This window comes from Kitasatospora sp. NPDC056076 (assembly GCF_042266305.1).
Lineage (GTDB): Bacteria > Actinomycetota > Actinomycetes > Streptomycetales > Streptomycetaceae > Kitasatospora.
On record NZ_JBHJWG010000088.1, the window covers coordinates 1 to 11,683 of the forward strand.

Here is an 11,683-nt window from a genome sequence, read left to right on the forward strand (position 1 = left end):
CCCCGGCGGTGGGCGCCCGGGCGGCGCGGGCGGCCGTCCTCGGCCAGCCGCTGGGCCACCCGCAGGCAGCGCAGGTCCAGGTGGGCGCCGAACAGCTCGCTGCGCAGCGCCGGCCCGTCGTGCAGGCCCTGCGCCCACAGCTCGCCGGCCAGCCGGACGGCCAGCGGGTGCCGGGCGTCCTCGGCGGCGGCCGGGCGGCCGGGCGGCAGCCCGTAGCGGCGGCGCACCCGCTCGGCCGCCTCCGCGGGCAGCGGGCCCAGCCGGTGCCCGGCCAGGGTCGGGGTGCCGGGCCCGCCGCCGTCCATCCGGACGGTGGGGGCGCTGGCCAGGTCGCCGTCCGGGCCCGGTTCCGCCGGGCGGGGGACGCCGGCGGCGCCGCTGCCCCAGGGCTCGGCCGCCAGCCGTTCCCAGAGCTCCTCGCCGCAGGCGGTGAGCAGTCGTGCGCCGCAGCCGGTGAGCCACTGCCCGGCGCCGCGCAGCCAGCGCGGGTCCGGTTCGGCCGGGGCCTCCTCGGGGCCGTCCAGGACGACCAGCAGCGGGCGTCCGGCCGCCGCGCACAGCGCCGCCACCGGCTCCGGCGCGGGCGCCGGGGTGCCGAGCTCGGCCGCGGCGGCGGCCAGCGCCCGTTCCACCGCCTCGGCGAGCGAGCGGTCCTCGGCGCGCAGGTCGGCGCCGCGCAGCCAGAGGGTGGGCAGCGGCCGGGCGCCGTCGCAGCGGCGGGCGGCCAGGGCGGCCAGTTCGGTGGAGCGGCCGCTGCCGGGGGCGCCGACCAGGGCGGTGACGGTCGCCTCCGGCTCGTCCCCGGCCAGGCCGTCCGGCCGGTCCACCCGGTCGGCGGCCAGCCCGGCCACCCGGCCGGGCCCGGCCCCGGCGGCGGCCAGCTGGGCGGCGGTCAGCCGCAGCACCCCGGCCAGGTTCAGCGCCGGGCCGTACCCGGGCACCGTCGCCGCGTTGCGCTCCAGGAGTTCGGCCAGCGCCGGCGCGACCACCGCGCCGCCCCCCGCGGGCACCGCCCACAGCGCCCCGCCGTACGGCCCGGAACCGGCCGCCCCGCCGTACGGCGCTCCCCCGTACTGCGGTCCGCGCAGGGCCGGCGCGGCCAGTGCCACCACCGCGCCGCTGCGGGCGTCCAGCACCGGTGAGCCGGCCGGCACCACGACCCCGGCCACCGCGGGCACGTCCAGCACCGGCACCCCGGCCAGCAGGTGGCCGCCGTACGCGGCGCCGCCGACGCCCAGCAGTCCGCAGCGCAGCACCACCGCCCGGCCGTCCTCGCCGGTCAGGGCGGGCAGCAGCACCTCGTGCCCGGCGCCCACCGCGGCCACCGGCAGCGGCGGGACGGGCAGCCCGCCGACCGCGTCGGTGCGCAGCAACGCGAGCCCGTGCTCGGGCAGCGGCAGCACCGCGTCGGCGCCGAGCACCCTGGTCTGTCCGCCGGGGGTGTGCAGCACCAGCCGGTCCAGGCCGGCCACGGCCTCGTGCGCGGTGAGCACCCAGCCCTGCGGGTCGGCGGCGAACCCTAAGCCGTGCAGCCGCCCGTTGAGGTCGCGGATCCGCAGCAGGTACCGCCCCGGATCGCCCTCCGCAAACCCCGGCATGGAGCCCCCTCACCCGTCGAGCGGGCCCGTCGCCCGCTCGCCGCCGGGAGCCTGCCCCCCGCAGGGGCGCCCCGACCGCGCCCGCGCCGTTCACCACGGCGGTTCACCTCGCGCGCTCCCCCGTGCGGGTGAAGCCCACCGTTCGGGTGAAGGACCCCACCGGGGGAACCCGGGACCGGACGCGGAACCCCCGCCGGGAGGGCTCCCGACGGGGGTCTGCGGTACGACGGACGGGCCGGCTCAGCCGACGAACACCGCGACCGGCTTCGCCTGGCCGCCCTGCTCCTCGACCAGCGCGAGGAAGCGCCCGTCCGGCCCGAACACCGCGATCGGCCCGTCCACGCCCAGCCCGGGCGCCTTGAGCCGGGAGCCGTGCGACAGCTTCTCCGCGGAGGCCTCGTCCAGGTCCCAGCGCGGGAACGCGGCCGCCGCGGCCGCCCCGATCGGCAGCACCTCCAGCCCGCTGGCGGAGTCGCCGGTGACCGACTCCTCCAGCTGCTCCAGGGTGCGCGCCGACTCCACCCCGTACGGCCCGACCTTGGTGCGGCGCAGCGCCGTCAGGTGCCCGCCGACGCCGAGCCCGGCGCCCAGGTCGCGGGCCAGCGCCCGGATGTAGGTGCCGGAGGAGCACTCCACGGTCACGTCCAGGTCGATCACCGGCGTGCCGTCCTCGGCGACCGCCGCGCGCTGCGCGTGCACGGTGAAGGAGTGGATGGTGGTGGGCCGGGCGGCGAGCTCGAAGTCCTCGCCCTCGCGCACCCGCGCGTACGACCGCTTGCCGTCGATCTTGATCGCGCTGACCTTGGACGGCACCTGCATGATCTCGCCGGTGAGCGCCGCGATCCCGGCGTCGACCGCCTCCCGGGTGACGCCGTCCGCCGGGGCCGAGGCGGTGACCTCGCCCTCGCGGTCGTCGGTCACGGTGGTCTGGCCGAGCCGGACGGTCGCCTCGTAGGTCTTGGCGGTCAGCATCAGGTGGCCGAGCAGCCGGGTGGCCCGCTCGACGCCGATCACCAGCACGCCGGTGGCCATCGGGTCCAGCGTGCCGGCGTGCCCGACCTTCCTGGTCCCGGCCAGCCACCGCAGCTTGGCGACGACCCCGTGGGAGGTGATGCCCTCGGGCTTGTCGACGATCACCAGGCCGTCCGGGCCGGTGCCTTTGCGCTTCATCGGGTTCTTTCTCCGGTACGTGCGGGAGTTGCTCTACGGGAAGGTCAGTGGAGCGGCCGCAGCGCGCCCCGGAACCGCTCGACCACCGCGGCGACGTCCTCCCGGGCGGCGAACCCGGCCGCGAAGACGTGCCCGCCCCCGCCCAGTTCACCACAGGCCGCGGCGACGTCCACCGCGCCCTTGGAGCGGGAGGAGCCACGCAGCGTACCGTCCGGGTCCTGCTTGAGCACCAGCGCCACCTCGGCCTCGGCCGGCCGCCGCAGGATGTCGATCAGCCCCTCGATCTCCTCGACGGTGACGCTGAACAGCGCCAGGTCCTGGTAGGGCACCCAGGTCCACACCAGGCCCAGCCCGTCGGCCGCCTCCGGCTCGTAGACGGCCCGGTCCAGGGCGGCCGCGAGCACCTTGAGGTAGCCGAAGGAGGAGGTGTCCCACAGCTGCCGGGAGATCAGGTCGTGCCGGATGCCGGTGGCCAGCAGCCGCCCGGCGAGTTCGTGGGTCGCGGGCGTGGTCGCCCGGTACTTGAAGGAGCCGGTGTCGGTGGCGACCCCGGTGTACAGGCAGGTGGCCAGCTCCTGGTCGAGCTCGACGCCGAGCCGGCGCAGCAGTTCGTCCACCAGGACGGCGGTGGCCGGCGCGGTCGGGTCGATCAGCTGGTGGGTGCCGAAGCCCGGGTTGGAGGCGTGGTGGTCGAACACCACCAGGACGGGCGCGGCGAAGGCCTTGTCGTGCAGCAGCCCCAGCCGGCTCTGCGCGGCGACGTCGAAGCAGAGCACCAGCTCGGGCACGTCCGGCACCTCGGAGGCCGGCACGATCAGCTCCTGGCCTGGCAGGAAGGCCAGCGACTCGGGCACGACCTGCGGGTCGTCGCCGAAGGAGACCCGCACCCGCTTGCCGAGCGCGCGCAGCGCCAGGGCCGCCGCCAGCGAGGAGCCCAGCGCGTCGCCGTCCGGGCAGATGTGGCAGATCAGGTCGATCGAGCGGGCCCGCCCGATCTCCGCCACCACCTGCTGCCAGACCAGCTCGAAGCCGCTCTCCTCGGCACGCGGGCCGGGGAGCGCCGCGAGGGCACCCTCCACCGTGCTGGTGGAGGACGCCCCCGTGGTCGATCCGGCTCGCGAGGCGGCCTGCGCCGGCTCACCCGCCATGTCTACTCGTCCTCGTCGTCACGCTCGGCCGCCGGGACCTTGTACGGGTCCGCGTCGCCGGCGTAGGTCGCGCCCGCGGCGGTGGTGCGCACCGCCGCGTCGATGGCCTTGGCCCGGTCGAGCAGGTCGTCGATGTTCCGGGCGTTCTCCGGCAGCGCGTCCGCGACGAAGGTCAGCGTCGGGGTGAAGCGCACCCCGATCTTGCCGACCTCGGAGCGGATCACGCCCTTGGCGCTCTCCAGCGCGGCCGCGGTGGCCTCGCGGTCGGCGTCGTCACCGAAGACGGTGTAGAAGACGGTGGCCTCGCGCAGGTCGCCGGTCACCCGGGTGTCGGTGATGGTCACGAACCCCAGTCGCGGGTCCTTGACCCGCCGCTCCAGGGTCTGGGCGACGACCACCTGGATGCGGTCGGCGAGCTTGCGCGCCCTAGCGGTGTCGGTCACGTTGCCTCCTCGTGCAATGGGCCCGGTACCCGGGAGAACTGCGCACCCGTCGGGGCCCACGCCCCAAAGTACCGGCCCGCGCCCGGCCTTGCGGGCGCTCTCGGTCCTGATCCGTGTGAGAACGGCGACTTCCGCCGACCGGCTCCACGGTCCTCATTCGTCGTCGTCGTTGTGGTAGCGCCTCCTCGCGGAGAGGAGCTGCACCTCGGGGCGGCCGGCGACCAACCGCTCACAGCTGTCCAGGACCTCGGTGACGTACCCGGCTTCGCCGGCGACCACCGCGAGGCCGATCTCGGCCCGGCGGTGCAGGTCCTGGTTCCCGGTCTCGGCAGCGCACACGCTGTACTTGCGCTGCAGTTCGGCCACGATCGGCCGCACGATCGAACGCTTCTCCTTGAGCGAGTGGACGTCGCCCAGCAGCAGGTCGAAGGTGAGTGTTCCCACGAACATGTATGACAGGTCTCGCCGACCTGGAAGGCCTCGGGATGTCGGCGCGGAACCGGCCGACACCCCAGGACCCTACACAGCGAGACCGGGGCCGGTCGACGGAAATACCACCCGTCGACCGACCCCGGTTGACACCGACTAGCCGCGCGGCTTCTCGCGCATCTCGTAGGTCTCGATGATGTCGTCGACCTTGATGTCGTTGAACGACCCCAGGGTGACACCGGCCTCGAAGCCCTCGCGGACCTCGGTCGCGTCGTCCTTGAAGCGGCGCAGACCCTCGATGGTGAGGCTCTCCGCCACGACCTTGCCGTCGCGCAGCAGGCGGGCCTTGGTGTTGCGGCGGATGATGCCGTCGCGGACCAGGACACCGGCGATGTTGCCGAACTTGGAGGAGCGGAAGACCTCGCGGATCTCCGCGGCGCCGAGGCGCACCTCCTCGTACTCCGGCTTGAGCTTGCCCTTGAGGGCGTTCTCGATCTCCTCGATCGCCTGGTAGATGACCGAGTAGTACCGGACGTCCACGCCTTCCTTGTCGGCTGCGGTACGCGCACGGCCTTCGGCGCGCACGTTGAAGCCGATGATGATGGCGTCCGAGCCCATCGCCAGGTCGACGTCGGACTCGGTGATCGCACCGACGCCGCGGTGCAGCACCCGGAGCTCGACCTCCTCGCCCACGTCCAGCTTGACGAGGGCGTCCTCGAGGGCCTCGACCGAACCGGAGACGTCACCCTTGATGATGAGGTTGAGCTGCTCGATGGAGCCGGCGGCGATGGCCTTGTCCAGGTCCTCCAGGGACACCCGGACCCGACGCTGCGCGAAGGCGGCGTTGCGGTCGCGGGCCGAGCGCTTCTCGGCGATCTGGCGGGCGGTGCGGTCCTCGTCGACGACGATGAAGCTGTCGCCGGCGCGGGGCACCGAGGTCAGACCGAGCAGCAGCACCGGGCGGGACGGGCCGGCCTCGGCGAGGTTGTTGCCGTTCTCGTCCAGCATGGCGCGGACGCGGCCGTAGGCGTCGCCCACGACGATCGAGTCACCGACGCGGAGGGTACCGCGCTGGACCAGGACGGTCGCCATGGCGCCGCGGCCCTTGTCCAGGTGGGCTTCGATCGCAATACCCTGCGCGTCCTGCTCCGGGTTGGCCCGCAGGTCGAGCGAGGCGTCCGCGGTCAGGACCACGGCCTCCAGCAGCTGGTCGATGTTCAGACCCTGGCGCGCGGAGATGTCGACGAACATGGTGTCGCCGCCGTACTCCTCCGCCACCAGACCGAACTCGGTCAGCTGGCCGCGGACCTTGGTCGGGTCGGCGCCCTCGACGTCGATCTTGTTGACCGCGACCACGATCGGCACACCGGCGGCCTTGGCGTGGTTGAGCGCCTCGACCGTCTGCGGCATGACGCCGTCGTTGGCCGCGACCACCAGGATCGCGATGTCGGTGGACTTGGCACCACGGGCACGCATGGCGGAGAACGCCTCGTGACCCGGGGTGTCGAGGAAGGTGATCGGGCGCTCTTCGCCGTTCACGATCGTCGCCACCTGGTAGGCACCGATGTGCTGGGTGATGCCACCGGCCTCGCCGGCCACCACGTTGGACTTGCGGATCGCGTCCAGCAGGCGGGTCTTACCGTGGTCGACGTGACCCATGACGGTGACGACCGGCGGGCGCGGGGCCAGCTGGTCCTCGTCGCCCTCGTTCGCACCGAAGTCGATGTCGAACGACTCCAGCAGCTCGCGGTCCTCGTCGTCCCGGCTGACGATCTCCAGCTGGAAGCCCATCTCGCCGGCCAGCAGCTCGAGGGTCGCGTCGGAGACCGACTGGGTCGCGGTGACCATCTCACCGAGGTTGAACATGACGGAGACGAGCGCGGCCGGGTTGGCGTTGATCTTCTCCGCGAAGTCCATCAGCGAGGCGCCGCTCGACAGGCGAACGGTCTGGCCGTTGCCGCGAGGCAGCATCACACCGCCGACGGACGGGGCCTGCATGGCCTCGTACTCCTGGCGCTTCGCCCGCTTCGACTTGCGACCGCGAGCCGGGCGACCGCCCGGGCCACGACCGAAGGCACCCTGCGTGCCACCACGGGCACCCGGGCCACCGGGACGACCGCCGAAGCCGCCGGGACGGGGGCCGAAGCCGCCGCCACCACCGGGGGCGCCGCCACCCGGACGCGGACCGCCGAAGCCGCCGCCACCGGCCGGACGCGAGCCCGGACCGGCCGGACGACCCTGGAAGCCCGGACGGGCGCCACCGGCGCCACCCGGACCACCCGGACGGCCGCCGGGGCCACCGGGGCCACGGCCGCCGGGGCCCGGACGCGGGCCCGGAGCCGGACGCTGCGGCATCATGCCCGGGTTCGGACGCGGCATGCCGGACGGGGACGGGGCGCCGGGGCGCGGACCGGCCGGACGCGGCATGCCGTCGGGGCGCGGAGCGCCACCGGGACGCGGCGCACCGGCACCCGGGGCACCGGCGGGACGCGGACGGTCGCCACCGGGACGCGGGGCGCCACGGTCGGCACCGGGAGCACCGGCGGGACGCGGACGGTCGCCACCGGGACGCGGGGCGCCACGGTCAGCACCGGGAGCACCGGCCGGACGCGGACGGTCGCCACCGGGACGCGGACGGTCACCGCCCTGCGCACCCGGAGCACCCGGACGGGCACCCGGCGCGCCCGGACGGCGGTCGCCGGGGCGCGCCATGCCGGTCGCGCTGCCCGAGGTGAACGGGTTGTTGCCCGGACGCGGGCCGGCCGGACGCGGGCCCGGACGGGCACCGCCGGAGGCCTGGCCCTGGCCGCTCGGCCGCGGGGCCTGGGTGGCCGGACGCGGGGCGTCGGCACCGGCCGGAGCCGGCGAGGAGAACTCGGCCGCGGGCGCGGCCGGGGCCGCCGGAGCGGCGGGACGCGCGGCCGGGCGCGGGCCCGGAGTCGGCGCACCCGGACGCGAGGCGGCCGGGGCGGCCGGAGCCGCGGGGGCGGCCGGCGCGGCGGGAGCCGCAGCGGCCGGGGTCGGACGGGGACCAGGGGTCGCGGCAGGCCGCGGACCCGGGGTCGGGGCACCCGGCTTGGGTGCACCCGCGGCACCTGCCGCGGGCTGGGGCGCCGCGGGCTTCCGCGGGCCAGGCTTGGCAGCGCCACCACCAGTGGGGGCCACACCAAGCGCGTCAGTCAGCTTGCGCACGACCGGCGCCTCGATCGTCGAGGACGCCGAACGGACGAACTCACCGAGCTCGGTGAGCTTGGCCATGACGGCCTTGCTCTCCAAGCCAAGCTCCTTGGCGAGTTCATAAACCCGGACCTTAGCCACTTCACTCCTGTCTATGAGTCCGGGGGTCTCGTCCGCCGGACTGTCGCTACTTCATGGGCGTACCCATCGCGTACTCATCGCGTACTCATCGAGTGCTCATCGCAATCTCGACCTACTTCCACATCGCGAGGTACCTGACTGGTGGCACAGCGCGCGGCTGCCCGAGCGCTGTGCTTGTTGCGGTGGTTCTCCGCCGCGATGAGCGGCGGTCGTCACGGGGGGCGGCCCGCCTCAGGAGGCGCCGCCCGCCCGCTCCTCGATGAACCCGCGGAGCCGCTCCGTGTCGAGCGTTCCCTGGAGGCGGAAGGCCCGGGGGAACGCCCGACGGCGGACCGCGAGGTCGAGGCAGGCCGGATCGAGGTGCAGGTGAGCGCCCCGGCCCGGCAGTGCGCCACGGGGGTCAGGGACGCAGACGCCCTCGACCGCCGTGACACGCAACAGCTGGTGCTTGGCCGCTCGCTTGCGGCAGCCCACGCAGGTGCGTTCCGGGCGTGCTCGGACGTGCGTCCGGCCAGACGAAGGCAAGTCTACCCCTCCGAAGCGACATGGCGCCGCCCCATAGATCCCGGAGGACCGGCGGGGACGCCGGGGACAACGCTGACTACCGGTCCGCCGATTCCTCGGCCTGGCCCTCGGTGTCCGGCCGGATGTCGATCCGCCAGCCCGTGAGACGGGCGGCCAGACGGGCGTTCTGCCCCTCCTTGCCGATCGCCAGGGACAGCTGGTAGTCCGGCACGACCACCCGGGCGGAGCGCTGGGCGAGGTCCACGATCTCCACACTGGTCACCCGTGCGGGGGACAGCGCGGAGGCGACCATCTCGCGCGGGTCCTCGGACCAGTCGACGATGTCGATCTTCTCGCCGTGCAGCTCGCCCATCACGGCGCGCACCCGGGAGCCCATCGGACCGATGCAGGCGCCCTTGGCGTTCAGCCCGGCCCGGCGCGACCAGACCGCGATCTTGGTGCGGTGGCCGGCCTCACGGGCGATCGCCGCGATCTCCACGCTGCCGTCCGCGATCTCCGGGACCTCCAGCGCGAACAGCTTCTTCACCAGGCTGGGGTGGGTGCGCGACAGCGTCACCGACGGCCCGCGGACACCGCGGCGCACCGCGACGACGTAGCACTTGAGCCGGGTGCCGTGCCGGTAGTCCTCGCCCGGGACCTGCTCCTGCGGCGGCAGGATGGCCTCCAGCTTGCCGATGTCGACCAGCACGCTCTTCGGGTCGTTGCCCTGCTGGACGACACCGGTGACGATGTCGCCCTCCTTGCCCGCGTACTCGCCGAAGGTCTGGTCGTCGGCGGCGTCGCGCAGGCGCTGCATCATCACCTGGATGCCGATGCTGGACGCGATCCGGCCGAAGCCGTTCGGGGTGTCGTCGAACTCCTTCGGCTCGACGCCCTCGTCCAGCTCCGCCGGGTCCTCCATGGCCCACACGGTGACGTGGCCGCTCTTGCGGTCCAGGTTCACCCGGGCGCGACGGCGCGAGCCCTCGGTGCGGTGGTACGCGGTGAGGAGGGCTGACTCGATGGACTCGACCAGCAGGTCGAAGGGGATGTTCTTCTCGTTGACCAGCGTGCGCAGGGCACTCATGTCGATGTCCACGGCTACGCCTCCTCGTCTTTCGTCACGTTCATGATGGTCGTACGGCGGCCGGATCACTCGGCGCCGTCGTCCCCCTCGTCGAAGTCGGCGGCCTCGTCCAGGAGCTGCTCGTCGTCCTTGCGGTTGAACTCGACCTGGACCCGGGCCCGCGCCACCTCGACGTACTCCAGCCGGCGCTCCTTCGGACGGCCGCGCCCCTTCACCGGCTGCACCTCCACCAGCGCGCCGTCCTCGTCCGCCTCCAGCACCCGGGCGACCAGTTCCCCGCCGTCGACCAGGTGGACCTTGGCGAGCCGCCCCTCCGCACGCTGCCAGTGCCGGGGCAGTTCGAGCGGGCGCTCCGCGCCCGGCGAACCGACCTCCAGCAGGTAGGGCTCGTCCCCCATGACGTCCGAGGCGTCCAGGGCCTCGCCGACCACCCGGCTGAACTCGGCGATCGCGTCCATGTCCACGCCGCCGTCGGTGTCGACGTCGATCTGCACCTGCCGACGGCTGCCCGCCTTGGTGACCTTGACGTCCTCCAGGTCCAGTCCGGCCTGGACGGCCAGCGGCTCCAGCAACGCGCGCAGCCGGTCGGTGTGGGTGGTGCTCATCCGGGTGGACTCCTCGGCCGCGTCTGCTGTTGTCAGAGGTCGCCCCGTGCCCTCCGCGCCCCGCGGGACGCACACCGGGTCACGGCAGCTCGGCCCAAAGCCTAGCCGGTGAAGCCGCGAACCACCGATTCCGGACCTCCCCCGACCGGTCGCACGCCACCCACTGCGAGCAAGCTCACACCACCCCGCCCACCGCACCGAACCCCCCGACACCACCCGCAATCGTGGGGGTTCTGCGAAGATTCAGCCCAACGAGGGCAGGCAGGGGAGGCCGCCCTCCCGTACCCGCTCCGGAGTGACCCCGATGCAGCCGCCCAGCCGACGGACCTTCCTGGCCCTCGGACTGATCACCCTGACCGCCGCCTGCACCACCGGCACCGACGGAGCCACACCCCCCGACCCCAAGGCCTCCGGCCCGGACACCGACCACCCCGTCCGCCTCCGCGCCGTCGCCGCCACCGACACCCTGCTGGCCGCCTACGACACCCTCCTCACCACCCCCGGCGACCGCACCCCCCTGCTGCAGACCCTCCGCGCCGAGACCGTCCAACACCGCGCCGCCCTCGCCCAAGGCCTGCCGACCACCTCCACACCCCCGGCCACGCCCACCCCCAGCAGCACCACCACCCCGGCCACCCTGGCGGCCCTGGAACACCGAACCGCCCAGTCCCACCTCTCCGACCTCGCCGCCGCCCGCCCGCCCCTCGCCCGCCTGCTCGCCTCGGTGTCCGCCGCCAACACCCTGCACGCCACAGCCCTGGGCGCCCCCGTCGAACAACCCACCCTGAGCCCCACCCCCGGAACAACCACCCCCGGAACCCCCCTCCCCGCCCTCCAGAAGGCCCTGAGCGCCGAACACGCCGCCGTCTACGGCTACGGAGTCGTCGGCGCCCACCTCCCCGACGACCAGCAACGCACCGACGCCCGCACCGCCTACGCCGCCCACCAGTCCCAGCGCGACGCCTGGCAACGCCTCGTCACCACCCTCGGCGCCACCCCCACCCCCGCCGCCGGCGGCTACCGCCTCCCCTTCCCCGTCACCGACCCCACCACCGCCACCAACCTCGCCGCCCACCTGGAAACCAGCCTCACCACCGTCTACGCCGACCTGGTCGCCGACCTCCCCGCCCCCCACCGCCCCACCGCAGCCACCGCCCTCCGCGACTGCACCCTCCGCGCCCACCGCTGGGGCGCCCCCGACACCCCCTTCCCCGGCATCCCCACCCCCCTCCCCACCCCCACCCAGTCCTGACCCACACCACCCCACCCACAGCACCCCCTCCCCTCCCCCACCACCCGCCCAAGGCGAGAGGGACGCGCTGCGGGAGGGGGCGGTGGAGGGGGTGGGTGCGGAGAGCGGCGTAACGGGTGATTTTCAGAC

General features: G+C 74.5%; 9 protein-coding genes and 1 pseudogene. 1 reads left to right on the forward strand and 9 read right to left on the reverse strand.

The features are described 5' to 3' along the window. The 9 genes and pseudogenes from ACFC1T_RS37380 to rimP form a co-directional block, all read right to left on the reverse strand. Positions 1-1,598, reverse strand: a pseudogene (locus ACFC1T_RS37380) (hypothetical protein); the annotation flags it as partial. Positions 1,599-1,838: 240 nt separating this feature from the next. Continuing rightward, a complete protein-coding gene (truB, locus tag ACFC1T_RS37385; protein WP_375896987.1) occupies positions 1,839-2,768 on the reverse strand; it encodes a tRNA pseudouridine(55) synthase TruB in 930 nt (309 codons plus the stop codon). A gap of 44 nt (positions 2,769-2,812) precedes the next feature. Then, the gene (locus ACFC1T_RS37390) at positions 2,813-3,916 is read right to left on the reverse strand and encodes a bifunctional oligoribonuclease/PAP phosphatase NrnA (protein WP_375896990.1); all 1,104 of its coding nucleotides are present in this window, start codon (positions 3,914-3,916) and stop codon (positions 2,813-2,815) included. A 2-nt stretch (positions 3,917-3,918) separates the two neighbouring features. After that, on the reverse strand, positions 3,919-4,359 hold the full coding sequence (rbfA, locus tag ACFC1T_RS37395; protein ID WP_375896992.1) for a 30S ribosome-binding factor RbfA: 441 nt from the start codon (positions 4,357-4,359) through the stop codon (positions 3,919-3,921). 153 nt (positions 4,360-4,512) lie between these two features. Further along, positions 4,513-4,809, reverse strand: a complete 297-nt coding sequence (locus ACFC1T_RS37400; protein ID WP_030311386.1) for a DUF503 domain-containing protein — start codon at positions 4,807-4,809, stop codon at positions 4,513-4,515. A 135-nt stretch (positions 4,810-4,944) separates the two neighbouring features. After that, positions 4,945-8,106 carry a translation initiation factor IF-2 gene (gene infB / locus ACFC1T_RS37405; RefSeq protein ID WP_375896996.1) on the reverse strand — a complete coding sequence of 1,054 codons (3,162 nt, stop codon included), beginning with the start codon at positions 8,104-8,106 and terminating at the stop codon, positions 4,945-4,947. Positions 8,107-8,337: 231 nt separating this feature from the next. Further along, positions 8,338-8,631 (reverse strand): YlxR family protein, encoded by a 294-nt coding sequence (locus tag ACFC1T_RS37410; protein ID WP_188306572.1) that lies wholly within the window; start codon positions 8,629-8,631, stop codon positions 8,338-8,340. 76 nt (positions 8,632-8,707) lie between these two features. After that, a complete protein-coding gene (nusA, locus tag ACFC1T_RS37415; protein ID WP_375896999.1) occupies positions 8,708-9,709 on the reverse strand; it encodes a transcription termination factor NusA in 1,002 nt (333 codons plus the stop codon). Positions 9,710-9,762: 53 nt separating this feature from the next. Then, positions 9,763-10,302, reverse strand: coding sequence for a ribosome maturation factor RimP (rimP, locus tag ACFC1T_RS37420; RefSeq protein ID WP_375897002.1), 540 nt, complete (start codon positions 10,300-10,302; stop codon positions 9,763-9,765). A 304-nt stretch (positions 10,303-10,606) separates the two neighbouring features. Here rimP and ACFC1T_RS37425 point away from each other — a divergent pair, with 304 nt between their 5' ends. After that, positions 10,607-11,554: a ferritin-like domain-containing protein gene (locus tag ACFC1T_RS37425; RefSeq protein ID WP_375897005.1), complete on the forward strand. Its 948-nt coding sequence runs from the start codon at positions 10,607-10,609 to the stop codon at positions 11,552-11,554. The last annotated feature ends 129 nt before the right edge of the window (positions 11,555-11,683 follow it).

Excerpts from the sequence above, each read along its gene's own strand:
- truB (WP_375896987.1), bottom strand. The coding sequence starts at position 2,768 with ATGAAGCGCAAAGGCACCGGCCCGGACGGCCTGGTGATCGTCGACAAG.
- ACFC1T_RS37390 (WP_375896990.1), bottom strand. The coding sequence starts at position 3,916 with ATGGCGGGTGAGCCGGCGCAGGCCGCCTCGCGAGCCGGATCGACCACG.
- ACFC1T_RS37400 (WP_030311386.1), bottom strand. The coding sequence starts at position 4,809 with ATGTTCGTGGGAACACTCACCTTCGACCTGCTGCTGGGCGACGTCCAC.
- rimP (WP_375897002.1), bottom strand. The coding sequence starts at position 10,302 with ATGAGCACCACCCACACCGACCGGCTGCGCGCGTTGCTGGAGCCGCTG.
- ACFC1T_RS37425 (WP_375897005.1), top strand. The coding sequence starts at position 10,607 with ATGCAGCCGCCCAGCCGACGGACCTTCCTGGCCCTCGGACTGATCACC.